21 protein-coding genes are annotated in these 24876 nt (G+C 37.7%); 15 read left to right on the top strand and 6 right to left on the bottom strand.

The window, feature by feature from the left end:
• Positions 1-108: 108 nt before the first annotated feature.
• A complete protein-coding gene (locus IGK72_RS08785) occupies positions 109-1647 on the top strand; it encodes an ABC-F family ATP-binding cassette domain-containing protein (protein ID WP_002362078.1) in 1539 nt (512 codons plus the stop codon).
• A gap of 54 nt (positions 1648-1701) precedes the next feature.
• Here IGK72_RS08785 and IGK72_RS08780 read toward each other — a convergent pair whose 3' ends face one another.
• From IGK72_RS08780 to IGK72_RS08770, 3 genes are read right to left on the bottom strand one after another with little or no spacing between them, the layout of a single operon-like run.
• Positions 1702-2628: a metal ABC transporter substrate-binding protein gene (locus tag IGK72_RS08780; protein WP_002356954.1), complete on the bottom strand. Its 927-nt coding sequence runs from the start codon at positions 2626-2628 to the stop codon at positions 1702-1704.
• Positions 2615-3484: a metal ABC transporter permease gene (locus tag IGK72_RS08775; protein ID WP_002369145.1), complete on the bottom strand. Its 870-nt coding sequence runs from the start codon at positions 3482-3484 to the stop codon at positions 2615-2617. Before IGK72_RS08775 ends, IGK72_RS08780 begins: the two co-directional genes overlap by 14 nt.
• A complete protein-coding gene (locus tag IGK72_RS08770) occupies positions 3481-4230 on the bottom strand; it encodes a metal ABC transporter ATP-binding protein (protein ID WP_002360005.1) in 750 nt (249 codons plus the stop codon). The genes IGK72_RS08775 and IGK72_RS08770 overlap by 4 nt, the downstream gene beginning before the upstream one ends.
• Before the next feature lie 212 nt (positions 4231-4442).
• Between IGK72_RS08770 and IGK72_RS08765 the strand changes: the two genes are divergently transcribed.
• The 4 genes from IGK72_RS08765 to mnmA all read left to right on the top strand — a co-directional run bounded on the left by IGK72_RS08765 (position 4443) and on the right by mnmA (position 8481).
• Positions 4443-5417 carry a ribose-phosphate diphosphokinase gene (locus tag IGK72_RS08765; RefSeq protein ID WP_002379587.1) on the top strand — a complete coding sequence of 325 codons (975 nt, stop codon included), beginning with the start codon at positions 4443-4445 and terminating at the stop codon, positions 5415-5417.
• Positions 5418-5573: 156 nt separating this feature from the next.
• A complete protein-coding gene (locus tag IGK72_RS08760; protein ID WP_023894461.1) occupies positions 5574-6719 on the top strand; it encodes a cysteine desulfurase family protein in 1146 nt (381 codons plus the stop codon).
• A gap of 67 nt (positions 6720-6786) precedes the next feature.
• Positions 6787-7131 (top strand): DUF1831 domain-containing protein, encoded by a 345-nt coding sequence (locus tag IGK72_RS08755; protein WP_002356959.1) that lies wholly within the window; start codon positions 6787-6789, stop codon positions 7129-7131.
• 225 nt (positions 7132-7356) lie between these two features.
• A complete protein-coding gene (gene mnmA, locus IGK72_RS08750; protein WP_002362075.1) occupies positions 7357-8481 on the top strand; it encodes a tRNA 2-thiouridine(34) synthase MnmA in 1125 nt (374 codons plus the stop codon).
• A gap of 179 nt (positions 8482-8660) precedes the next feature.
• Here the strand turns inward: mnmA and IGK72_RS08745 are convergent, their stop codons facing one another.
• Both IGK72_RS08745 and IGK72_RS08740 read right to left on the bottom strand, forming a co-directional pair.
• Complete coding sequence (locus tag IGK72_RS08745) at positions 8661-9899, bottom strand: multidrug efflux MFS transporter (RefSeq protein WP_002362074.1); 1239 nt, start codon at positions 9897-9899, stop codon at positions 8661-8663.
• Between the two features lie 16 nt (positions 9900-9915).
• Positions 9916-10431, bottom strand: a complete 516-nt coding sequence (locus IGK72_RS08740) for a YbhB/YbcL family Raf kinase inhibitor-like protein (RefSeq protein ID WP_002356963.1) — start codon at positions 10429-10431, stop codon at positions 9916-9918.
• A 132-nt stretch (positions 10432-10563) separates the two neighbouring features.
• On the opposite strand from IGK72_RS08740, the gene IGK72_RS08735 reads away from it, so the two are divergent.
• The 8 genes from IGK72_RS08735 to cydC all read left to right on the top strand — a co-directional run bounded on the left by IGK72_RS08735 (position 10564) and on the right by cydC (position 21483).
• Positions 10564-11133 carry a TetR/AcrR family transcriptional regulator gene (locus IGK72_RS08735; RefSeq protein ID WP_002356965.1) on the top strand — a complete coding sequence of 190 codons (570 nt, stop codon included), beginning with the start codon at positions 10564-10566 and terminating at the stop codon, positions 11131-11133.
• A 97-nt stretch (positions 11134-11230) separates the two neighbouring features.
• Positions 11231-11596: a DUF1033 family protein gene (locus IGK72_RS08730; protein WP_002356966.1), complete on the top strand. Its 366-nt coding sequence runs from the start codon at positions 11231-11233 to the stop codon at positions 11594-11596.
• A 130-nt stretch (positions 11597-11726) separates the two neighbouring features.
• On the top strand, positions 11727-13808 hold the full coding sequence (locus tag IGK72_RS08725) for a DNA topoisomerase III (RefSeq protein ID WP_430619601.1): 2082 nt from the start codon (positions 11727-11729) through the stop codon (positions 13806-13808).
• 84 nt (positions 13809-13892) lie between these two features.
• Positions 13893-14756: an AraC family transcriptional regulator gene (locus tag IGK72_RS08720; protein WP_002388223.1), complete on the top strand. Its 864-nt coding sequence runs from the start codon at positions 13893-13895 to the stop codon at positions 14754-14756.
• Between the two features lie 797 nt (positions 14757-15553).
• Entirely contained in the window at positions 15554-16972 is a 1419-nt protein-coding gene (locus IGK72_RS08715) for a cytochrome ubiquinol oxidase subunit I (protein ID WP_002356974.1), read from the top strand.
• On the top strand, positions 16969-17982 hold the full coding sequence (gene cydB, locus IGK72_RS08710; protein ID WP_002356976.1) for a cytochrome d ubiquinol oxidase subunit II: 1014 nt from the start codon (positions 16969-16971) through the stop codon (positions 17980-17982). Before IGK72_RS08715 ends, cydB begins: the two co-directional genes overlap by 4 nt.
• A 4-nt stretch (positions 17983-17986) precedes the next feature.
• Positions 17987-19720 (top strand): thiol reductant ABC exporter subunit CydD, encoded by a 1734-nt coding sequence (cydD, locus tag IGK72_RS08705; protein WP_023894458.1) that lies wholly within the window; start codon positions 17987-17989, stop codon positions 19718-19720.
• A complete protein-coding gene (cydC, locus tag IGK72_RS08700) occupies positions 19717-21483 on the top strand; it encodes a thiol reductant ABC exporter subunit CydC (RefSeq protein ID WP_430608779.1) in 1767 nt (588 codons plus the stop codon). Before cydD ends, cydC begins: the two co-directional genes overlap by 4 nt.
• 79 nt (positions 21484-21562) lie before the next feature.
• On the opposite strand, the gene IGK72_RS08695 is transcribed toward cydC, so the two are convergent.
• Complete coding sequence (locus IGK72_RS08695; RefSeq protein ID WP_002378476.1) at positions 21563-22543, bottom strand: polyprenyl synthetase family protein; 981 nt, start codon at positions 22541-22543, stop codon at positions 21563-21565.
• 121 nt (positions 22544-22664) lie between these two features.
• Here IGK72_RS08695 and IGK72_RS08690 point away from each other — a divergent pair, with 121 nt between their 5' ends.
• Both IGK72_RS08690 and IGK72_RS08685 read left to right on the top strand, forming a co-directional pair.
• Positions 22665-23570: a prenyltransferase gene (locus IGK72_RS08690; protein ID WP_002360016.1), complete on the top strand. Its 906-nt coding sequence runs from the start codon at positions 22665-22667 to the stop codon at positions 23568-23570.
• A gap of 28 nt (positions 23571-23598) precedes the next feature.
• Positions 23599-24810: an NAD(P)/FAD-dependent oxidoreductase gene (locus tag IGK72_RS08685; RefSeq protein ID WP_002360017.1), complete on the top strand. Its 1212-nt coding sequence runs from the start codon at positions 23599-23601 to the stop codon at positions 24808-24810.
• Positions 24811-24876 lie beyond the last annotated feature (66 nt).

The raw sequence follows: 24876 nt of genomic DNA, 5'->3' as shown, positions 1-24876 counted from the left end.
TGTACGTACAAGCGGTTGTCGGGATTTCTGTCAGGATGGACGACGTGCAGACGTGGTTCTTTTTTTGTTGTCCCAAAATAATCAGTTAACAAGAAAGAAGTGACGAAAATGAGTATTTTAACTATTGAACATTTAACGCATCGATTTGGCGAAAAGGTCTTGTATGAAGAGGCTTCATTGCAAGTGAATAAAGGGGATCATTTAGGCTTAACTGGCCAAAATGGTGTCGGCAAATCCACCTTAATTAAAATTTTAACGGGGGAAGTATTGCCAGACGAAGGAACGATTCAGTGGCAAAAAAATTGCAAGATTGGGTACTTGGATCAGCATGTTTCTGTAGAACAATCACTAACGATGGTTGATTTTTTGAAACAAGCCTTTCAAGAACTTTTTGATAAAGAAGCGAAACTGACAAAACTTTATGAAGAATACAGTCAAACGGCTTCGGAAAAACTTTTAGAACAAGCAGGCAAGTTACAAACAGATTTAGATGAAAGTAATTTTTACCAAATCGACACGATTATTCAGGATTTAGCCAATGGGTTAGGACTACAAGCAATTGGTTTGGATAAAAAGTTAGGGGAGCTAAGCGGTGGTCAACGTTCAAAAGTGATTTTAGCAAAATTATTGTTAGAGGCCCCTGATGTGTTACTTTTAGATGAACCCACCAACTATTTAGATGATACACATATTCAATGGCTTGTTCGCTATCTGAATAATTTTGAAGGAAGCTTTCTATTAGTCTCCCATGATTATCAATTTTTAAATGAAGTGACGAATTGCATCGCAGACATTGAGTTTGGCAAGTTAACCAAATATACTGGAAATGTAGAAAAATCTTTTGCACAAAAAGAGCAGAATAAACAAACCTATTTGAAACAGTATCAGGCCCAACAAGAAAAAATTGAAAAAATGGAAGCCTATATTCGTAAATACAAAGCTGGAAATCGAGCAACGATGGCTAAAAGTCGACAAAAACAATTGGACCGGTTGGAACGATTGACTCCGCCTGGTTCCTTGACTAAGCCAGCGATTGAATTTCCTTATCAAGGGTTAGTTGCAACGCAAGCACTAACGACCCAGAAGTTAGTTGTCGGCTATCGGGAACCTTTGTTAGAACCGTTAGATTTAATGGTTCATGTCGGTGAAAAAGTCGCATTGAAAGGCTTTAATGGGATTGGCAAATCAACATTAATTAAAACGTTGACGAAAGTGATTCCTTCATTAGATGGAGAATTTCATTATCCGCTGAATACAAAAATTGCTTATTTTACCCAAGACTTAGCGTGGCCTAATGAGCAGTTAACGCCACTAGACTATTTATCAGATCGTTTTCCAGATACAACGATTAAAGAGCGAAGAAGTCATTTGGCTAGAGCAGGTTTACCAGATAAGTTAGCAATGCAGTCGCTAGCCCTGTTAAGTGGTGGTGAGCAAACAAAAGTAAAACTAGCGGAACTAATGATGCAAACAAGTAATTTGTTATTTTTAGATGAGCCAACCAATCATATTGATGAAGCGGCCAAAAAAAGTTTACAAGAAGCAATTCACGTTTATCCAGGAACGGTTTTTCTGGTTTCCCATGAAGCAGATTTTTATGAAGAAATTGTGGATCGAGTAATTGATATTGAGGAATTAGTTAAATAAAGAAGAAAGAACCAAGTTGAGGGGGAGTCAACTTGGTTCTTTCTTCTTTATTATTTATTTACTCATTAAGCCATCATGGATTTTTGTTAAATTCCAGTTCATCATGCTGTAGTACGTATCGCCTTCTGTTCCTTCTTTGGCAAGGGAGTCTGTGAAAAGTGTATCGTAAATTGGTCGTTTCACTTCTTTTGAGACCCGTTCCATACTACGTTTATCGACACTGGTTTCAACAAATAACACAGGTGCTTTTGATTTCTTAATGGTATCAATAATCGTGGTCATTTGTTCAGGTGTTCCTTGACTTTCTGTGTTAATTTCCCAAATATAAGCGGCATTTAAATCATAAGCTTTGGAGAAATATTTAAAGGCACCTTCACTTGTAACTAATAATTTTTTATCATCAGGAATATCAGCAAATTTAGCTTTGGCTTCCTCATGTAGTTTGCTAAGTTTTTCGGTATAATTTTTCGCGTTTTCTGTATAGAAATCTTTATTTTTTGGATCTTTTTCTACTAACACGTCACGAATGTTTTCTACATATTTGATGCCATTTTCAATGTCTAACCAAGCATGCGGATCTTCTGTTTGTTCTTGACCGGCACTTGTTAAATATTGTGGCGTAACATTTTTACTTGTAGAAAAGTAATCTTTATTCTCAACTTTTTTGGCCGTTTTCATTAATTTGTTAAACCAGCCATTTCCGCCTGTTTCTAAGTTCAAGCCGTTAAAGAATAAAATGTCCGCTTCAGAAGCTTTCGCAATGTCTTCTGGTAACGGTTCATATTCGTGAGGGTCTGTCCCAATTGGCACAATACTATGCAGCTCAATTTTGTCTTGCCCAACATTTTTCACTAAATCAGATAGGATCGAGTTCGTTGTCACAATTGCTAATTTTTCTTTCTTTTCAGCGGCTTGATTCCCGCAAGCAGCTAACGTTAACCCTGCTAAAAGTGTTAAAAAAAATAAACTAAATTTTTTCATTCGTTGATTCCTCCATTTCTTTCTCACGGTTTACAAATACTAGGCCTTTCTTTGGTGAGAAAAAGAAAGCCAATAAAAAGAATAAGGCGGCGGTTAAAACAATCGTCGCACCAGAAGCTAAGTTATAAGAATAACTGAAGAATAGGCCAATCACTGAACTTAAAATCCCAAAAGTAGAGGCTAAGCCAATCATTGTCGGTAAGTGATTTGTTAATAGATAAGCTGTTGCCGCTGGTGTAATCAGCATGGCAATGACTAAAATAGTTCCGACGGTTTGCAAAGAAGAAACAGCGACTAATGTTAGTAAAAACATCAATGCATAGTGGAAAAATTGAATATTTAAACCATAAGCCTGAGCCATTGTGGGATCAAAAGAAGTGAGTTGCAACTCTTTATAAAACAATGCCACAAAAATCAAAACAATCACGCCGACGACACAAGTAATTAAAATATCGGTATCTGCGACCGCTAATACATTTCCAAACAGAATATGATATAAATCGGTGGAACTTTTTGCAAAAGAGATAAAAATAATCCCTAAAGCAAAAAAAGAACTAAAGACAACACCAATGGCAGTATCATTTTTTAGTGGACTTTTTTGGGTAATAAAGCCGATCGATAATGCAGCTAATAAGCCAAAAATAGAAGCGCCAAAAATATAATTGAAACCAAACATATAAGAAACAGCGACCCCTGGTAAAACAGCATGGGAAATCGCATCACCCATCAAAGACATCCCACGTAAAATAATGAATGAACCAATTACCCCTGAAATGAGTCCGACAATTACAGACGTCAAAAGGGCATTTTGTAAAAATTGATAACGGAATAAACCATCAATAAATGCAGCAATCATTTTGCAACCCCCTGTATTAATAAATCACCTAACAAATCACCGTATGCTTCTTGGAGCGTTTCTGCAGTAAATGTTTGTTCAACAGGACCCGCAGCAATTAGCCGGTTTTTCAAAACGATTAATTCATCAAAATAGTGGGACACTTTGTGCAAATCATGGTGAACAATGATAATCATTTTACCTTGATTTTTTAATGATTTAAGAATATCCATAATCACTTTTTCACTAGACATATCAATGCCGACGAAAGGTTCATCTAAAAAAATCACCTCAGCACCTTGGGCCAAAACACGGGCGATAAACACACGTTGTAATTGGCCACCAGAAAGTTCGCCAATCTGGCGTTGCGCATAGTCTTCTAATTGCACCATTTTTAATGCAGCCATGGCTGCTTGCTTTTCTTTCTTTCCTGGGCGTTTTAATAGTCCCAAGTTTGGATAGGTTCCTAGCAAGACCGTTTCAAAAACGCTAATTGGGAAACTAAGATCCAAGGCGCTACGTTGTTCTACATAGGCAATGGTTGTTTTTTGTTGGTCAATCGCTTGATTATTTAACAAAACATCACGTTCCTTTGTTTTAATCAAGCCTAATAACCCTTTAATAAATGTTGACTTTCCAGCACCATTTGGTCCGATAATTCCAGTAATTTTACCGGAGGGAATAGTAACGTGGATATTATTTAAAGCGGTCCGTCCTTGATATTGAACGGTTAACGCTTGAACAGCTAAGTTAAAGCTTTTTCTCATGAAATTCCTCCTTTTTAGGTTTGCCTTAAAATCAGTATAAGGGATAGTTTAAGAAAATGCAAATAATTTTTAGGCGCACCTAAATACAAGCGCTTTTTTCACAAAGAAAACCGTTTCTTTCAATAAATTAAGGAGGATCCCATGATTTTTATGACAAAAAATGGTAGAATATGAATGAAAACGACTATTATTTTATATTGACGGAGGATATCATGACCGAAAACTATCAAGATGACACCTTACGCATCTTCAGTTTAAATGCAAATCGACCACTTGCTGAAAAAATCGCAGCATCAGTAGGAACAGAATTAGGAAAAAGCACCGTGCGCCAATTTAGTGATGGCGAAATTCAAATTAATATTGAAGAAAGTATTCGTGGCGATCATGTCTACATCATCCAAGCAACGAATGCTCCTGTAAATGATCATTTGATGGAATTGCTTATTTTAATTGATGCATTAAAACGTGCTAGCGCAAAAACAGTTAATGTTATTTTGCCTTACTATGGTTATGCTCGCCAAGACCGCACAGCGAAACCAAGAGAGCCCATTACTGCGAAATTAGTTGCTAATATGTTGGTAGAGGCAGGCGCAACACGTTTGTTAACATTAGACTTGCATACTGTTCAAGTCCAAGGATTTTTTGATATCCCAGTAGATAATTTATTTACAATGCCTTTGTTCGCTCATTATTATCGTCAACAAGCATTAGTAGGGGAAGAAATTGTGATTGTTTCGCCTAAAAACAGTGGCGTTCAACGCGCACGTAGTTTATCGGAGTACTTAGATGCGACCTTAGCAATTGTAGACCATGAAGAGATTGATGGGGTGCGTCAAGAAGGTTACGTTATTGGGAATGTCGCTGGGAAAAAATGTATTCTTGTTGATGACATTTTGAATACTGGTCAAACGTTAGCCACAGCGGCGGAAGTTTTAATGAAAAATGGTGCGCAAGAAGTATATGCTTGCGCCTCGCATGGTTTGTTATCAGAAGGCGCAAAAGCAACCTTAGAAAATGCGCCAATTAAGGAAATTAGTATTACTGACTCTGTTTATACGACAGCAGACCGCCAACCAGCAACCTTGAATATTATTTCTTGCGCTGAGTTAATGGGGGAAGCGTTACTTCGTATCCATGAAAATAAACCAATGAGTCCATTATTCCGTTTAGAACCAAAAGGAGAATAAGTGATTCCTTAAACTAGAAATAGGTCTAACAACTTTAATAGTGTTGGGCCTATTTTTCTTATCTCTTTTATAAATAGAAGAGAAAGTATTCTGATTTTGTGTTTTAAGCTTTTTATGCTAGAATAACGCCAGAACATAAGGAAAGGGACGAGTCATTTGGAACCCATTTATTTAGATCATGCGGCAACAACACCGCTTCATCCAACGGTCATTCAAGCGATGACTGAAAATATGCAAACGACTTTTGGCAATCCATCAAGTATTCATCAGTTTGGACGAAAGGCACACGGTCTTCTGGAAGAAGTGCGTCAAACGATTGCCGAGAGCTTACAAGCCAAACCCCACGAAATTATTTTTAATAGTGGTGGTACAGAAGGGGATAACACAGCCATCTTGGCAGTTGCTTTTTCTCGTCAAAAGGAAGGAGAACATATTATTACTACGGCAATTGAACATCCCGCTGTGTTACGAACGATGGAATACTTAGAAACGTTAGGCTTTGAAGTGACTTACTTGCCTGTGAATGAAAATGGTCAGATTTCAATGGATCAATTCAAAAAGTCTTTACGCGAAGAAACGATCTTGGTTTCAATGATGTATGGCAATAATGAAATTGGAAATCGATTACCGATTGCTGAAGTTGGTGCAATTCTTAAAAATCATTCGGCGATTTTTCATACAGATGCCGTCCAAGCTTATGGAAGTGAAGTCATTTTACCTCATGAATTAGGGATCGACTTATTAAGTATTTCCGCTCATAAAATCAATGGTCCAAAAGGCGTAGGTTTTTTATTTAAAAGCGATGCAATCCAATTACCACCTCTTTTACATGGTGGGGAACAAGAAGAAAAACGACGTGCGGGCACGGAAAACTTAGCTGGAATTATTGGCATGGGTACTGCCGTTTCATTACTAACTTCTGCAGAAAAGCAAGCAAGAAAAACAGCCTATCAAAGTTTTCAAATGATTATTTTAAAAGCGTTAGAAGAAGCCAATATTGATTTTTCAATTAATGGTGAACCAACCAATCGTTTAGCGCATGTCTTAAATCTTCATTTAAAAGGAATTCCCAGTGATTTGCTCTTAATGCATTTGGACTTAAGAGGTATTGCGATTTCAACAGGCTCGGCTTGTACAGCGGGAACTGTGGATCCTTCGCACGTGTTGACAGCGATGTATGGAGAAAATTCCTCAGCTATTAAAGAATCAATCCGGATTAGTTTTGGCTACGGGAACACACCAGAAGAAATTGCGACTTTTTCTGAAGTACTAGTTGCAGTGATTCAACAATTGAAAAAATAATCTGATTGCGGCAGCTACAGGTTTTCGCTATAATGAAGATAACAATGAAAATAATGAGGTGGAACCCATGGCATTTACAACAACGGCTGCTGTTGAAGGCTCAACAGTTTTTTACAAAGTACATCCTAGTGCAAAACGCTATACATTAAAAGATAACGGCTTTACTGAAACAAAATCAGGGAACTTTCAATTGATTCGTTCCTTAGATCCAACGCCTCAGAGAAATGAAGGCTTCAAATTGAAAATTACGATCACTGCTGATCTAAAAGAGTTGAAAATGTCCATTACAACGGCAAATGGTTTAAAACCAATGAATATTTTCAAGAATGAACAACATGAAATGAGTAAAGAAAAATACTTTTTCTTAATGGATGGCTTAATTAGCCGTGGTGTATTAGAGAAAGTAGAATAATTTAGAGAAACCTGAAGAAACAAGTGAAAGTAGCTTGTTCCTTCAGGTTTTCTGTTTATTTGAAAGCAACAGCTTGTTGGCTGTGTCTTTGTTCCAAGTATTTTCTCATTATACGCCCGGCTTGCTTTACTTATTTCAAAAAAATAGTATAATGAAAAGCACTGAAAAGTTACGACCTTCAAATCGTGGATGATTTCAGAATCTAATTGAAATGATGGTGATAAAATGGCAGATAACAGCAAAACGCGTGTCGTGGTAGGCATGAGTGGCGGTGTCGATTCATCTGTCACAGCGTTGCTTTTAAAAGAGCAAGGCTATGATGTAATTGGGATCTTTATGAAAAATTGGGACGATACAGACGAAAATGGTGTCTGTACCGCAACTGAGGACTATAAAGATGTCGCAAAAGTAGCGGATCAAATTGGGATTCCGTATTATTCGGTCAATTTTGAAAAAGAATATTGGGACCGTGTGTTTGAATATTTTTTAGCAGAATATCGGTTAGGACGGACACCAAATCCAGATGTCATGTGTAATAAAGAAATTAAATTTAAAGCATTCCTAGATTATGCTATGCAACTAGGCGCTGACTATGTTGCAACTGGCCATTATGCACAAGTAGAAACGGATGAAAATGGCGTAGTGCATATGTTACGTGGAATTGACAATAATAAAGACCAAACCTATTTTTTAAGCCAATTATCACAAGCCCAATTGGCAAAAACAATGTTTCCGTTGGGTGGCATGGAAAAGTCAGAAGTTCGTGCAATTGCTGAACGTGCTGGATTAGCCACAGCCAAGAAAAAAGACTCAACGGGCGTTTGTTTTATTGGTGAAAAGAATTTCAAAGAATTTTTGAGTAATTATTTACCAGCTAAAAAAGGCAACATGGTGACAGAAGATGGCGAAATCAAAGGACAACATGATGGTCTTATGTATTATACTATCGGTCAACGCCAAGGCTTAGGAATTGGTGGCGGCGGTAAAACACAAGAACCATGGTTTGTGATTGGGAAAGATTTAACTACCAATACATTATATGTAGGACAAGGATTTCACCATGAAAAACTATATGCAACACATTTAGAAGCTAGTGAGGTTCATTTTACTGTTGATACACCAATGCCAAAAGAGTTTGACTGTACGGCTAAATTCCGTTATCGTCAAGCAGATATCCCAGTGCATGTTTCCTTATCTGAAGATGGCACAAAAGCAACCGTTACGTTTAAGGAACCAGCCCGCGCAGTCACTCCAGGTCAAGCTGTTGTTTTTTATGATGGAATGGAATGCTTAGGGGGCGGCTTAATTGATCGCGCCTACCAAGATGAAAAAGAACTACAATACGTCTAAAAAGTTTCACGAGTTGTGAAACAAAAAGCGTATAGTTAACCAAAAGAAAAGCGGATATGCTGGTCATAAAACCAGTAAATATCAGCTTTTCTTTTTTGTTTTATATGCCTATTTTTTTTAAAATAAGAAAAAGAGAAAAATTAAAAATTCAAATTGTGGATAACTTTTCTGTGTATAACTTAGTCATCATTTTTCTCTTTTTTTAATTCGGCGGTGCTTCGACGAACCCATAGAAGGTTAAGGAGAACCAGACAAGAAGTGGAAATAAAGACCCCACGATAACCGAAAGCGGCAGATACGCTTGAACCAATCATAGGACCAATCACATTTCCTGTCGCTTGGAAAGATTGATTGTAACTGAAAATACGACCTGCAGCGTCACTTGGGGAATAACGAGTGATCAACGTTTGAACAGCTGGTAGTAAACAGGCATCGGAAATCCCAACTAAGAAACGAAGCATGGCAAGCTGCCAGACATTTTGAACAAAGGCCATTGGTAGGTAAACGAAAATGGCTAAAATTAAGCCAATTGTCAAGATGCGTTCACTGCCAATACGATCGCCTAACCGGCCGAAACGAGGGGCGGCTATTAACGTTGCAATCCCTGGAATAGAAGCAATGACTCCGCTAATTAAGGTGACATTTCCGTGACCACCCAACAATTGTTGAATATATAAACTGATGATGGGACTAATTGAATTATTGGAAGCTTGAATGATTAATGTCGTAATAAACATTCCAAGAATCACGTGGGGATGTTCTAGTTTTTTTAAAATTTGTTTCCCAGATGCGGCTTGATTTTTTTCAATTGGCACAAACTCTTCATGGACAAAGACGAGACTCAAAACAAAAACGAGTAATAAAATCGTACCAGTAATGAAAAAGGTTGGCCGATAACCGAAAATAGACGCAGTGACACCGCCCAAAAGAGGACCAAGCAACGTGCCGGTAACAGAACCAGTGGCTAAAGTACCAAGCACTTGACCGCTTTTTTCCTTAGGTGTGCCTGTAGCAACTAACGCAGTCGCATTACTGATATAACCAGAAAAAACACCTTGTAATAAGCGCAAGCCAATCAATTGATAAACACTTGTGACTGCGCCCATTAAACTAATGACGATAGCCATCCCTAATGAAGCACGTAATAACATTAACTTGCGTCCTTTTCGGTCGGCTAAACGGCCCCACCAAGGAGAAACAATGGTCGTGACTAAAAAAGTGGAGGAGAACGTGATTCCGCTCCAAAAATTCAATTGTTGGTGGGTAAAAGTACCTAATGTGTTGATATAAAGAGGCATGAATGGCATCACTAAGCTAAAGCCAATACCAGCCATAAATGTGCCAAACCATAAAACAAGCAGATTTTTTTCCCAAGGTTGTCTTGGACGGAAAATTTTACTTTTAATTAATTCATACATTCTATTTCCTCACTTTCTAGTAAAGAAATTCAAATTTGGCTTTGGCGAGTAGTTGATCATTCAATGCTTGATGCAATTCATTCGCAAAAAAGCCTTCTTTTAAATTTAGTGGATTTTTTGTAGCGTACACATATAACGTATAGGTGTGCACACCAGAGCGAGGGCTTAACCCCAGATAACGTTCGGTTAACTCAGGTAACGTTTCAGTAGCAAGCGCAGGAATCATCTGTTTCCCCAAAGGAGAAGCAAGACTATTTTTTCCTTGAATGGTAGGCTTGAGTGCTGTTCGACTAAAGTCTTCAGGAATCTCATTGGTTACAGGAACATTGGCAGCTAACCAATGAATAAAAGGGAAACCGATTAGAGGAATCGTGTCATAATCAATTAATTCCCAGGATAAATAGCGGGCTTCTTTAGGAATGGCCGCTAAAGAAATAGGAAAAGATAAAATAGGACGTTCGTGTAATAAAAATTCTGCACTGGTTCGTTTGCCATAACGATCGGCCAAATGAGAACGGTTGGTAATATGCATGCCAAACAGCCTTCTTTCAAAAATAATGTTTACAAATTATTATTATAAACTATAATTTATAGTTTAAAAAGAGTCAATAGATATGATAAACTAATACTTGTCCAAAATTTAAGAATTGGAGGCGTCAGAAAGATGGCAAAAAAACGGAATTTAACGAAAGCCAAAATCCTTGAAAGTGCCCGCAATCTAGCGGAAGAATTGGGCGTTCAACAATTAACCTTTCAAAATTTAGCCGTTGATTTAGGCATCAAGTATCCTTCACTCTATAATCACTTTAAAAATATTGCTGAAGTAAAAAATGCTCTAGTGGACTTGTTAATTCAAGAATTAAATGATGCATTGCGAAGAGCCTTAGTGGGTAAGAGTGGCGCAGAAGCAATTCGGATATATGCTGAAACGTACCAACAATTTGCTTTTGAAAATTCTGCAGTCTATGAGTTACTTATCAGTGTGCCGAAAACGCAAAACCAACAATTAATTGAAGGCATCCATGAAACCAATCAAATTATCTTACAACTTTTAGCTTTTTATCCATTTAATAATGAAGAACGACTGCATAAAAGTCGAGAATTACGTAGCTTAATCCATGGTTATATTACCTTACGTTTTTTAGGTTATTTTCAACGCGAAGAAGCCACGCCGGAAGAAAGTTATCGTCGCATGATTGAAGATTTTATTGCTTCTTTAGAAGTGGCAGGATAAAATAAATTTCAAAAATTTCTCAGTCCGAAACCAAATCCTTGCAACTTTTTCAGAAAGTGACTATGATACCTACAGTAGCAAAAAAAGGAGCGGTTCAATGTATCAAGTAATTACAATGTATGGCGACAATGAACCTTGGTGGTTTTTTGATGATTGGCAAGAGGACATTGTTCAAGAAAAAACCTTCGATAACTTGACCGATGCAGAGACATATTATGTGGAAGTTTGGCAAAAACTTTCTCAGAATTATACATACGTCAACACAAAGCCTAACTATTTAACGGCTTTCTGGAATGATGGGGAAGAACGCTGGTGTGAAGAATGCGATGAAGATTTACAACAATACTTCGGTTTAGCATTACTAGAAAATCATCATGCGGTTACTTTTGAAAATAAAGCTGAGTTTACCACAATATCCAATCATTTTGGCAAAACAAAATTCTGCAAACGGAAAGTTATTTGAAACGCATGAGTTTAAAGAAAAACCTCAGGGAATTTTCTTTAAACTCTTTTTCTATTCTCGGAATTTAGAGAAAATCGAGCTAATATTTGGTATAATACGAAAAGATAGCACTCAAAAAGGAGCGAAACTAGTGGTTGCAAAACAATTAATTATTGCTGAAAAACCTAGCGTAGCAAAAGATTTAAGCCGCGTTTTAGGAGCAAATCAAAAAAATAAGAATTATTATGAAGGACCCAACGTGATTGTCACCTGGGCTTTAGGCCATCTCTTAGGACTAAAAATGCCAGAAGATTTAAACAAAGAATGGCAAACGTGGCAAATGGAAACTTTACCGATGATTCCTAAGAATTTAGGGATTAAACCGTTACCGAAAACGGGACATCAATTAAAAGCGATTAAACAATTAGCCAATCGTAAAGATGTTTCTGAAGCCGTGATTGCCACCGATGCTGGTCGTGAAGGTGAATTAGTAGCCCGCTGGATTTTAGAATATGTCCGTTTTAACAAACCAGTCAAACGCTTATGGATTTCATCTCAAACAGACAAAGCCATTAAAGACGGGTTTAAGAAAATTCGCCCAGCGAAAGACTACGATAATTTGTATTACTCTGCCTTGGCGCGCGCAAAAGCTGACTGGTTAGTTGGGCTAAACGTCACACGGGCCTTGACAGTGAAATATCAAGATAACTTATCCGCAGGTCGTGTTCAAACACCCACTTTAGCAATGGTACGCCAACAAGAAAAAACGATTGAACAATTTAAGCCTCAAACTTATTTTACTATCTCGTTATCTGTTGAATCAGAAAAAGCAAAGATGACCCAAAAAAATCCATACGCTTTAAAAGAATGGCAGGAAGCAGAACAATTAGTCAAAGAACTCTCAAAACAAAAGGGCTTAGTTACCGATATCCAAGAAAAAGTTAAAACAGAAAATGCGCCGTTACCATATGATTTAACCGAAATCCAGCGTGAAGCCAACCAGCGATTCCAATTTTCTGCAAAGAAAACGTTGTCTCTTGTACAAAGTTTATACGAAACCCATAAAATTGTTTCCTATCCTCGAACTGACAGCAAATATCTAACAACGGATATGAAAGGAACGATGAAAGAACGACTTCAAGCCATTGCTGATTTTTCACCTGAAGTGAAAGGCTACCTTAAAAATGGGGCTGTTGTTAAACAACAAAAAGTTTTCCAAAATGCAAAAGTCACGGATCACCATGGGTTGATTCCAACTGAACAACGTCCTCGTTATGAAAAGCTAAGCAATGATGAACAAAAAATCTATCAAATGATTGTTCAACGATTCTTAGGTTTGTTTGCTGAGCCAAACCAAACCAAACAAACAAAAGTTACAGTCGCTTTTGGAAAAGAAACATTTGTCTTTCATCAAAATAAAGTAGTTGTTGCTGGCTGGAAAACAACAGCCGAACAGCCGCTATCCACTGTCCAATGGCAAAAAGGCATGACCGTTGCGCCAAACTTTACCATTAACAAAGAATTAACGTCGCCGCCAAAACCATTAACCGAAGGAACGTTGTTAGGAAAAATGGAGAAACACAGTTTAGGCACACCGGCAACGCGAGCTGAAATCATTGAAAAACTGATTAAATCAGAATTGATGGAACGAACCAATAGCGGTTTAAGTATCTCTGCCAAAGGAAAGCAACTATTAGACTTGGTGAATCCATCACTTGTGACACCTGAACTAACGGAAAAATGGGAAAAGTCGCTCGAAGCAATCGCTTCGGGTCAACAAAAGAGTCAACTTTTCTTAAAGGATATTGAAGAGGATACGAAAAAATTAGTCCGTGAAATTAAACAAAGCGAGAAAAAATATCAAGATTTTTCCATTACGCAAAAAAAATGTCCAGATTGTGGCTCAAACTTACGGGAAAAAAATACGAAAGATGGGAAGATTTACGTTTGTACAAACCAAGAATGTTCTTATCGTCGGCGAAAAGATCCTAAAGTATCCAATCACCGTTGCCCACAATGCCATAAAAAAATGGTCATCATAGAAGGAAAAAATGGTCGTTCTTTCAAATGTAAATTCTGTTCGATTACTGAAAAAATTCCCGATAAAAAAGAACGAAAACAAAAAATGACTAAACATGAAGAACGTCGTTTGATGAAAAAATATTCACAACCAGACGAACCAGAAGAAAGTGCTTTAGCGCAGGCCTTAAAAGCCGCTATGAATCAAGAGTAGCGACTTGACGAATGTTGGCTCTAAATAATCAAGTCATCCTTGTTGGTCTTTAGTAAACTTTCAAATAGAAAGAGAGGGACACGGATGCTCGCAAATTTAAATCAAGCAATGGATTATATTGAAGAACATTTAACGGAAGAAGTATCCTTCGATGAATTGGCAAAAAAGACAGGGATTTCTGTTTACCATTTCAAACGAACTTTTTCGTTTGTTGCGGGGATGAGTCTGGCTGAATATATTAAAAAGAGACGTTTGGCGGAAGCAAATTTAGCATTACTTGCTGGTGAAAAAGTGACAGATGTAGCTTTTAAATATGGTTATCAAAGTATTGAAGGATTCTCAAGAGCTTTTCGCGATTGGACAGGACAAGCCCCTTCTGAAGTAATGAAAACACAAATCCAAAAAACGTTCCCTAAATTCTCTTTCTATATTGATATTAAAGGAGGACAATCAATGGATGTTAAATTGATTGAAAAACCAGCGTTTCAAATAGTCGGAGTTAGTCAGAAGGTTCCCTTGCAGTATCAAGGGGAAAATCAAGCAATCATGGAATTAGCACAGCGCATTACACCACAACAACGAGCGGAAATGCATACATTTGATGATGTATATCCTCATCAAGTAGTAAATGCTTCTTTTGACTTTCAAGAGGGACGAACAACAGAGGGTGGAGAAATGACACACATGATTGGCTTTGCCACTTCGCAAGAAAATACCTATGAAGATTTGGAGCAACTAAGCGTACCTGCTCATACATGGGCGGTTTTTCCAAATGAAGGTCCTTTCCCACAAACTTTACAAGAAACCTGGGCAAGGATATTCTCTGAATGGTTGCCTTCATCTGGTTACCAAGTCGTTGCAGCACCAGAAATTTCGTTTACGCAATATCAAGGACCAGCAGAAGCTAAGTATAGTGAAATCTGGCTCGCTGTTACAGCTACTAAATAAAGAAAACCCACCATTGAAAAATGGTGGGTTTTTCCGCCAAGAAGGAGAAAGTTTGGTATAATAAACGTGAAGAAAAAATTCAGACCTTCTAAACTGAAATCTAGCTATGGATAAGTGATGCGAATACGGAATCATGGAGAAAAAATAATTCTCCGAGGTTTTAGAGTCATGTTGTTTAGAATGGTACCAAAACGCTTGGTTTTTCTGAATCAACTACGTTAATGTTTTAGAGTCATGTTGTTTGGAATGGTACCAAAACGAAAAGCAGTTCGAGCGGAAACTGCGAGCAGTTTTAGAGTCATGTTGTTTGGAATGGTACCAAAACAAACTTTTTTGATTTGGCTTTTTCTCCCCTGTTTTATAGCCATGTTGTTAAAAAACAAACTATCACCTCAAGCAATCCGTAATTTTCATCACAAGATTAGAATTTTTATCATCAAAGACGAGCTGTTTCAATTTTCGAAAACTAATCAAGTGATAAGTCAAAATGTTGATAGATTGAGATTAGTTCTTCCTTTTTTTAGGAAGGGCTTTTTTTATTGATAGAAGAAAGGGAAGAAATCTTGGTAGCACCTAAAAAAATTGTGAGAAATGCTTCTGTATTGTTTGGTTTCTGCCTCAGAAAGTTGTATACTTAGATTGGAATTATTCTATATTACATGCATTTTCACACTTTTTGGAAAAGTTCACTTGAATTTTCTTTTAGTTTCGTAGATAAAAGGAGTCATCGCTAATGGAAATGAACAATTCAGGTAAGCTTGTTTCTTTGTGTGGAGGCAAATCAGGGAGGAAATAATATGTTTGATATTGTAACATTGGCGAGAATCCAATTTGCGATGACAACAGTTTTCCACTTTTTCTTCGTACCGTTTTCAATAGGATTAGCACTTGTTGTAGCAATTATGGAAACAATGTACGTTGTGAAAAAAGAGGAACGTTATCGTAAAATGGCCAAGTTTTGGGGAAATATATTCCTATTAAGCTTCGCTGTTGGGGTTGTAACCGGGATTATTCAAGAATTTCAGTTTGGGATGAACTGGTCTGATTATTCTCGATTCGTCGGAGATATTTTTGGGGCACCGTTGGCGGTAGAAGCGCTCTTAGCTTTCTTCTTAGAGTCAACATTCTTAGGTTTATGGATCTTCACTTGGGATAAAATGAATCCGAAAGTTCACGTAACCTTTATCTGGTTAGTCGTATTCGGTTCAATGATGTCTGCTTTCTGGATTTTAGTTGCCAATAGTTTTATGCAACATCCAGTAGGTTATGTCATCAATAATGGCCGTGCTGAAATGGTGGACTTTGTAGCTGTCATCAGCAATCCAAAAGTTTGGTATGAATTTTCACACGTTATCATGGGCGCCTTTACATTGGGCGGCATGGCAGTAGCTGGTATGGCTGCTTTCCAATTGTTGAAAAAACGGGATATTTCATTCCACAAAGCATCTATGCGCATTGGCTTATGGGTTACTTTGTTCGGTTCAATCGGCGTTTTATTAGCTGGCGACTTGCAAATGAAAGCTCTAATTGAAGGACAACCAATGAAATTTGCGGCGATGGAAGGGGCCTATGAAGACTCTGATGATCCTGCTGCTTGGACATTGATTGCTTGGGCAGATGAACGGGAACATAAACAAGTTTTTGGTATCGATATTCCGTATATGCTAAGTATTTTATCGTATAATAAATTATCAGGTTCGGTTGATGGGATGGATACAGTCAACAAGCGCTTGGTAGAAAAATATGGGGATGATAAAAATTATTATCCACCAGTTAACACTTTATTCTGGAGCTTCCGTATCATGGCTGGTTTTGGTGCCTTAATGTTATTGGTTGCTGCCTTAGGACTATTCTTTACAAGGAAGAAAAAACCATCGCTGTACGAGAAGAAATGGATGCTGTGGATTGTTGCTTTATGTACATTCGCACCATTCCTTGCCAATACAACAGGTTGGTTAGTCACTGAATTAGGTCGTTATCCGTGGACTGTCTATGGATTATTTACGATTGAACAAAGTGTTTCACCAAATGTATCGGTTGCTTCATTAATTACGTCAAATGTCATTTATTTCTTATTATTTGCTGGTTTAGGTAGTGTCATGGTTTACTTGGTTATTTTAGAATTACGTAAAGGACCAGACTATGAAGCGAAAAAATTAGCGAAAGAAAATGAACCAGCGTTGGATCCATTTGATAAGGGGGTATTTGGCGAATGAGTACACTACAATTATTATGGTTTGTCCTTATCGGCGTCTTGTTCTCAGGTTTCTTCTTCTTAGAAGGATTTGACTTTGGTGTTGGAATGGCCGTTCAAACGTTGGCACACAATGACGACGAAAAAGATCAAGTCGTTGCAACAATTGGACCTGTCTGGGACGGAAACGAAGTTTGGCTATTAACAGCGGGCGGCGCAATGTTTGCCTCTTTCCCATATTGGTATGCTTCATTATTTAGTGGCTACTATTTAATTCTATTTACGATTTTATTTGGCTTAATTATTCGCGGAGTTTCCTTTGAATTCCGCCACAACATGCCGGAAGGTAAACGTCGTCGGATGTGGAACTGGACGCTATCAATTGGTAGTTTCCTTGTACCGTTCTTCTTTGGTATTTTGTTTATCAGCTTAGTCCAAGGAATGCCTTTAGATGCAAACGGCAATATGCATGCGCAATTTACGGATTATTTTAATCTGTTTTCAATTGTTGGTGGAGTAGCCTTAACATTACTTTGCTACTTACACGGCATGAACTATATTGCTTTAAAAACAGAAGGCCCAATTCGCGAACGTGCTCGAAATTATGCAGAAATCTTATACGGCGTTTTATATGTCGGTTTAGTTGTTTTTGCAGTGTTGATGTACTTCAAAACGGACTTTTATGAAAAGAACTTTGCGGTCACTTTAATTTTAACGTTAGCAATTGTGGTCTTAACGGTCATTGCCAATGTTGGGGTGTTTAAACGCAAAGAGATGTTAGCTTTTCTAGCGAGTGGTTTAACATTAGTTGTACTAGTTGCTCTCTTGTTCAGTGGCTTGTTCCCACGTGTTATGATTGGTAGTGAAGGTTTTGATTTGTTGATTAAAGATGCAACAAGCACACCATATACACTAAAAATTATGACGTGGATTTCTTTAAGCATTTTACCATTCGTGTTAGCTTATACTGCTTGGTCCTATTATATTTTCAGAAAACGTATTTCACAGACAGCCGTACCAGAGGGGTATTAAATCTATGATTGATAAAGACATCTTACAGATGCCTAAAATCAAAAAAATTCTTGTCTTGCTTGCAGGTTTTTCTTTCCTGCAAGCAGTCTTTATAATTGGGCAAGCTTTTTTTCTTTCAAAAGCCATTGTCGGCCTTTGGAGTGGCGGGCATCTTAACCAACAACTACAGAGTATTTTACTCTTTTTTATTTTTTATCTTGGTCGACATGTTATTACGTATTTTCGTGAGAGAATGCTCGATACATTTAGTTATGAACGCTCGAAAGAATTACGCGAACAATTATTAACCAAAATTTTCCGTTTGGGGCCAAATGTTGTTCAAAAAAATGGAACTGGAAATATGGTTACCATGGCTTTAGAAGGCATTAGTCAAACCGAAAATTATTTACAATTGATTTTGACAAAAATGATGAATATGATGATTATTCCTTGGATTATTTTGGCCTTTGTTTTTACACAAGATATTCGTTCAGGCGTAACATTGTTGATTGTTTTTCCGATTATTATTATTTTTATGATTGTGTTAGGTTATGCAGCACAAAGTAAAGCGGACAAGCAATATGCGGCGTTTCAAATGCTTTCCAATCATTTTATTGATTCCTTGCGAGGAATTGACACACTGAAACTGTTTGGGTTGAGTAAAAAATATGCTGGGAGTATTTACCATACAAGTGAACGATTCAGAAAAGCGACCATGAGTACGTTGAAAATTGCTATTTTATCAACCTTTGCGTTAGACTTTTTTACGACATTATCGGTAGCTGTTGTGGCAGTTTTCCTTGGATTAAGTTTATTAAACGGCACGATTTTATTATTTCCTGCTTTGGTTACTTTAATTTTAGCACCTGAGTTCTTTTTACCGATTCGTGATTTTTCAAGTGATTATCACGCAACCTTAGATGGAAAAAACTCTTTTCAAGCGATCCAAGCGGTATTAGCATTGCCAGAAGCAGAACAGACCGATGTGCTCACGTTAGATGATTGGCATCAAGAAAGTCAGTTGTCAGTCACAGCGTTAAATTTTTCCTATGAAGATGCAACGCAAGAAGCGATTCAATCGTTGCAATTCTCTGTTGATGGTCGCAAAAAGATTGGAATTATCGGGGCGAGTGGTTCTGGTAAGTCAACGTTAATTAATTTATTAAGTGGCTTTTTATTGGCAACAGAAGAAACGAGTCAATTGGCGATAAATGGCCAAACGATTCCACATTTTTTACAAAAAGACTGGCAAAAACAAATCCTTTATATTCCGCAAGCACCATATATTTTTCAAGATACTTTGGCAAACAATATTCGCTTTTATACACCTGAAGCAACAGATGAGGCGATTCAGCAAGCGATTCAGTTAGTTGGCTTAGACGAGCTGGTTAAAGATCTTCCCGAAGGAATTCATACCTTGATTGGGGAAAGTGGTCGAATGTTAAGTGGGGGACAAGCGCAACGAGTAGCGTTGGCCCGCGCCTTTGTCGATCAAAAACGCCACGTCTTGCTGTTTGATGAGCCGACAGCGCATTTGGATATTGAAACAGAAGTTGAAATGAAAGAGCGCATGTTGCCATTAATGAACAATCATCTCGTCTTCTTTGCGACACATCGTCTGCATTGGATGGAAGAAATGGATTACATTTTAGTGATGGAAAAAGGTCAATTAGTGGAACAAGGAACGCTAGCAGAGTTGATTGAAAAAGATGGCTACTATGTTCAATTAATGAAGCAAATGAGAGGAGGACGCCAATGATGGAAAAACAGCCGACAACGAAAGACGTTTGGAAAAACGATCAATGGGTTCGTCCTTTCTTAAAACGCTATAAAAAAACCTTGTATTTTGCCTTACTTTTAGGCTTCTTGACGTTCTTTAGCGCAGGGGCATTAATGTTTACGTCTGGTTACTTAATCAGTCGTGCGGCTTCCTTACCAGAGAATATTTTATTAATTTATATTCCCATTGTTTTAACAAGAGCATTTGGGATTGGCCGTCCTGTTTTTCGTTATGTGGAGCGTCTAACGAGTCATAACTGGGTGTTAAAAATGACCTCTGATCTGCGCTTGAAACTTTATAATGTGCTAGAAAAAGATGCGATTTTCTTTAAGATAAAATATCGCACTGGGGATATCTTAGGTTTGCTTTCGGAGGATATTAATCATATCCAAAACTTGTATTTACGAACGATTTTCCCAACCGTTATTGCTTGGATTTTGTATATCTTTTTAGTGATTGCATTAGGTTTCTTTTCTTGGTGGTTTGCTTTATGCATGTTACTGATGTTAGGAGTGGTTGTTTTTCTATTGCCACTTGTTTCAGTTCTAGTGAATGGTGCGCGTCAAGAAAAACATAAATATGCCAAAAATGAGTTATATCAAACACTAACCGACAATATTCTAGGTGTGTCTGATTGGGTATTTAGTCAACGAGGCTCTGAATTCGTTGCTCGTTATGAAACAGATGAAGCAAACGTTCGTGCATTAGATGAAAAAATGAAGCAATTTAACCGTGGCCGAGACTTTGTTTTACAACTTCTTTTTGGTGTGATTGCGATTGCTGTCTTAGCTTGGACTAGTGTGCGGTTTCCAGGTAATCATGGGGGCGCAGCCAATTGGATTGGTGCCTTTGTTTTAACCGTTTTTCCGTTAATTGATGCTTTTGCTCCGCTACCTGCTGCTGCACAGGAAACAACGATTTATAAGGATTCCATTCGTCGTTTTAATGAGCTTCCTGAAGGGGAAGATGACTCAACAGAAGCGCCTGTTCAGCCAAATGGCACCAGTTTATCGATAGAACATTTGTCTTTTGCATATGAAAATCAAGAGAAAAAGGTATTAAATGACTTATCGTTAACAATTCCTGAAAAACAAAAATTAGCGATTTTAGGGCGCAGTGGTTCCGGAAAGAGTACGTTGGCTTCGCTCATTCGTGGTGATTTACGGCCTACTTCGGGAGAAATCCTTTTAGGAAATATCCCAACTGAGGCATTTGGTGAGACGATGACTGAATATATTGGGGTTATGCACCAAGCACCGTACCTATTTCGAACAACCATTTTAAATAATATTCGGATTGGTAGAGAAGAAGCAAGCGAAGCAGAAGTTTGGGCGGTTTTAGAAAAAGTTGGCTTAAAAGAAATGGTTACCCAATTACCAGAAGGTTTACAAACAATGGTGGATGAAGCAGGTTTGCGTTTTTCTGGTGGAGAACGACATCGCTTGGCGCTAGCGCGGATTCTTTTGCAAGATACACCGATTGTGTTATTAGACGAACCAACTACTGGTTTAGATCCAATTACAGAACAGCAATTGCTGGAAACCTTTTTTGAGGCATTAAAAGATAAAACCGTCATCTGGATTACCCACCATTTGCAAGGCGTAACTTTGATGGATCAAGCGATCTTTATTGAAGATGGCCAATTAGAGATGAGTGGTACGCCAGAAGAATTACTTGCAACCAATGCGCATTATCAAAAACTTTACCGAATTGATCGTGGCATTAGTTCTTTCGAGGAATAAAAAAACGACTGGTTGTTGATTAAAGCAAACAATCAGTCGTTTTTCTATTTCAATTAATGGCAATTCTTCCATAAAACGTTTAAAATGAACGATGTAATAAGAGCTCAGTTAAGGAAAGTAAGGTTTCTTTTGCTGTGCCATCAGGCAATTGTTGAATATCAGTGATTGCTTTGTTGGTTACTTTTTTAGCAAAAGCTTGTGCTTCTGTAACGCCATGATAGTCATTGACTAGCGCCGCAACTTCAGCTGCCTCTTCTAAGGTAATGGCGCGTCCTTTATCCAAATAAGGGCCGAATACGTCAGGTGCTGCTTGATAAGCGAAGAGAAGGGGTAACGTATAAACACCTTGTGACAAGTCTTCTAAAGCGGGCTTTTTCAAAGTTTCCGTGTCGGCAGTGTAATCTAAAATATCGTCATAGACTTGAAAAGCAATGCCAATATGACGGCCAATTCGTTTAGCTAAACGTTGGACTTCTTTTGAACTATGACCGAAATAGGCCCCTTCAAGACAGCTTAGTGAAAAAAGTTCGGCTGTTTTACCGTTGACACTTCTTAAATAAGCAGGAATCGACATGCGGCGGTCAAATCGATGACTCATTTGATCGAGTTCACCAAGTAATAACCGTTTCATTCCTTGTGCATTGATTTTCATAAATTCAGAGCCATTCATGGCATCTGCAATCAAAGTAAAGAATTCAGTGAATAGTAAATCACCTGTGTAAACAGCCACGTCCTTACCATATTGTGATTGAATAGTCACAGCGCCTCGGCGCAATGGAGAATCGTCAATAATGTCATCGTGAATCAACGTAGCCATATGTAGGATTTCCAAAGATGCAGCTATTTTTAATAATTGTTGTTTCTCTTGTTTTTCTTCATCACCCAGTTGAGCAAAAAGAAAGAAAAAAGCGGGGCGTAATAATTTGCCGCCAGAACGAGCCAAAGTTACTAAGGCTTCTTCAATGTCTTCGTTGCGTGTATGCAACGTTTGTTCAATTAATTCACATGTTTCCGTTAAAGAACGTTCAACGTCAGGAAACGACTTCCAAAATGTGTTCATAAATATACTACGATCCTTTCAGTGGTTCAATACTATTTGATTGTATACGAATTGGCGAAAGAAATACAGTAATTAAGTTTTAAAAGTAACAAAGTTTGTAAAAAAGTAGCGGAGGGATAGTTTGAATCGAGAAATATTTTTTGAATTAGTAGAATTAAAAGCAAAAACAGCGAGTGTTTTGCCATTTTTGTTAGGAATTTGTTTTAGTTGGTACCAATATGGGCGGCTTCATGTTGGTTATGTTTTAATTTTTTTCATTGCGATGTTTATTTTTAATATGGCGGTCGATATTTTAGATAATTATAATGATTACCATCATGCCACAGAAGTTCATGATTATAAGGAAAAAACGAATATTATCGGTCGAGAAAATTTATCTTTGCCATTAATACGCAAAATGATTTTTTGGATGATTCTCGTTTCTGCTTTGATGGGGATTGGGTTGTCATTCATTGTCGGCTGGCCGCTATTAATTATGGGTCTTTATTGTTACTTAATTGGTATTTTTTATTCATCGGGACCGAAACCTTTGTCCAGTCTACCATTAGGGGAAGTTTTCTCAGGATTTACAATGGGGTTCATGATTACCCTTATTTGTGTCTACATTAATACGTTTGAAGTTTTCAATTGGTCAGCAGCTAATTTATGGGGGATTTTCTTAGTCGCCTTACCTAACACTTGTTACATTGCTAACTTAATGTTAGCAAATAATATCTGTGACTTAGAGGAAGATGAAAATAACAAGAGATATACATTAGTTCATTACCTTGGCAAAGCAAGTTCTTTGAAATTATTCGTCGGATTAAATACAATAGCAATGTTAGCCATTTTGTTAGCTGTCGGTTTAGGATTAACCCCGCCAACAATGTTACTCATGCTTTTAACTTTACCTTTTGTACGGAAACAAACCCAAGCCTTATTGAAGGAACAAGTGAAGAGTAAAACATTTGTTTGTGCTGTGAAGATCTTAGCTGTGGGAGCAACTGCACAAGTGCTATTTTTTGCCATAGGTTTGTGGTGGCTGTAAATTTTTTATAGAGTGGAAGGGAATCAAAATGAATAAGAAACATGTTGTTATTTTAGGTGCTGGTTACGCAGGCTTAAAAACATTACGCGAATTACAAAAAGGCGCCAAAGACGTCGAAATTACTTTAGTGGATCGTAATAACTATCACTACGAAGCAACGGACTTGCATGAAGTTGCTGCTGGAACACAACCAGCTGAAAAAATCACATACAATATTATGGATGTTGTCGATGAAAAAATGACAACCTTTATCCAAGGAACAGTTAAAACAATTGATGCTGCAACACAAACAGTTGCTTTAGAAGATGGCCAAACAATCAATTATGATTACTTAGTTGTTTCTCTTGGGTTTGAATCAGAATCATTTGGTATCCCTGGTGTGCAAGAACATGCTCTACAAATGGTAGATGTGAAAACGGCTTTAAACGTGTATGAACATATCCAAGAACAAATGCGTCAATACAAAGCAACTCAAAACGAAGAATTCTTAAAAATTGTTGTCTGCGGAGCAGGCTTTACAGGGATTGAATTATTAGGTTCTCTTGTTGAAAACAAACCAAAATTTGCTGAAATCGCAGGTGTCTCAGCAGATCAAATCCAAATTTATTGTGTCGAAGCAGTTACTCGCCTATTGCCGATGTTTAACGAAAAACTTGCGAACTATGGTGTGCAATTATTAAAAGATTCAGCTATTCATTTATTATTAGGTAAACCGATTAAAGAAATCAAACCAGGCGCAGTTGTTTATCAAGATAACGAAGCAGGCGACTTGGCAGAACTTTCTGCTAAAACAATTATTTGGACAACGGGTGTTAGTGGAAGCCACGTTGTAGGCGATTCTGGCTTTGAAGCTCGTCGTGGTCGTGTCATGGTTCAACCAGATTTAACAGATGCGAACCATAGCAACGTCTATATTATTGGTGACTGCTCAGCAGTTATGGATACAGAAACCAATCGACCTTACCCAACAACAGCACAAATCGCCTTGAAAATGGGGGCGCATGCTGCTAAAAATATTCAAGCACAATTGAAAGGGGAAGCAACTAAACCTTTCAGCTTTAAATCACAAGGTTCTGTTTGTTCTGTCGGAAATACACGTGCTTTAGGAATTGTTGGTAAAACAGACATTAAAGGATACCCAGCTTCATTCATGAAAAAAATTATCATGAACAAAGCGCTCTTTGAAACAGGTGGTACCAAAGAAATGATGGCTAAAGGTCGTTTCGACTTATACCATTAAGAATCAGCAAAATAAGAAATAATGAGGTCGGGACAGAACCGTTTAGCTCCGAGAAATAAGAAGAAA

The organism is Enterococcus sp. DIV0183 (assembly GCF_050541505.1).
In the GTDB taxonomy this organism is placed as follows: Bacteria; Bacillota; Bacilli; order Lactobacillales; family Enterococcaceae; genus Enterococcus; species Enterococcus faecalis.
This window is presented reverse-complemented; position numbering and strand designations above follow the sequence as displayed.

Excerpts from the sequence above, each read along its gene's own strand:
- cydC (WP_430608779.1), top strand. The coding sequence starts at position 19,717 with ATGATGGAAAAACAGCCGACAACGAAAGACGTTTGGAAAAACGATCAA.
- IGK72_RS08735 (WP_002356965.1), top strand. The coding sequence starts at position 10,564 with ATGGCAAAAAAACGGAATTTAACGAAAGCCAAAATCCTTGAAAGTGCC.
- IGK72_RS08740 (WP_002356963.1), bottom strand. The coding sequence starts at position 10,431 with ATGCATATTACCAACCGTTCTCATTTGGCCGATCGTTATGGCAAACGA.
- IGK72_RS08730 (WP_002356966.1), top strand. The coding sequence starts at position 11,231 with ATGTATCAAGTAATTACAATGTATGGCGACAATGAACCTTGGTGGTTT.
- IGK72_RS08765 (WP_002379587.1), top strand. The coding sequence starts at position 4,443 with ATGACCGAAAACTATCAAGATGACACCTTACGCATCTTCAGTTTAAAT.
- IGK72_RS08785 (WP_002362078.1), top strand. The coding sequence starts at position 109 with ATGAGTATTTTAACTATTGAACATTTAACGCATCGATTTGGCGAAAAG.
- IGK72_RS08745 (WP_002362074.1), bottom strand. The coding sequence starts at position 9,899 with ATGTATGAATTAATTAAAAGTAAAATTTTCCGTCCAAGACAACCTTGG.
- cydD (WP_023894458.1), top strand. The coding sequence starts at position 17,987 with ATGATTGATAAAGACATCTTACAGATGCCTAAAATCAAAAAAATTCTT.
- IGK72_RS08770 (WP_002360005.1), bottom strand. The coding sequence starts at position 4,230 with ATGAGAAAAAGCTTTAACTTAGCTGTTCAAGCGTTAACCGTTCAATAT.
- cydB (WP_002356976.1), top strand. The coding sequence starts at position 16,969 with ATGAGTACACTACAATTATTATGGTTTGTCCTTATCGGCGTCTTGTTC.
- IGK72_RS08775 (WP_002369145.1), bottom strand. The coding sequence starts at position 3,484 with ATGATTGCTGCATTTATTGATGGTTTATTCCGTTATCAATTTTTACAA.
- IGK72_RS08780 (WP_002356954.1), bottom strand. The coding sequence starts at position 2,628 with ATGAAAAAATTTAGTTTATTTTTTTTAACACTTTTAGCAGGGTTAACG.
- IGK72_RS08755 (WP_002356959.1), top strand. The coding sequence starts at position 6,787 with ATGGCATTTACAACAACGGCTGCTGTTGAAGGCTCAACAGTTTTTTAC.
- IGK72_RS08720 (WP_002388223.1), top strand. The coding sequence starts at position 13,893 with ATGCTCGCAAATTTAAATCAAGCAATGGATTATATTGAAGAACATTTA.
- IGK72_RS08715 (WP_002356974.1), top strand. The coding sequence starts at position 15,554 with ATGTTTGATATTGTAACATTGGCGAGAATCCAATTTGCGATGACAACA.
- mnmA (WP_002362075.1), top strand. The coding sequence starts at position 7,357 with ATGGCAGATAACAGCAAAACGCGTGTCGTGGTAGGCATGAGTGGCGGT.
- IGK72_RS08695 (WP_002378476.1), bottom strand. The coding sequence starts at position 22,543 with ATGAACACATTTTGGAAGTCGTTTCCTGACGTTGAACGTTCTTTAACG.
- IGK72_RS08685 (WP_002360017.1), top strand. The coding sequence starts at position 23,599 with ATGAATAAGAAACATGTTGTTATTTTAGGTGCTGGTTACGCAGGCTTA.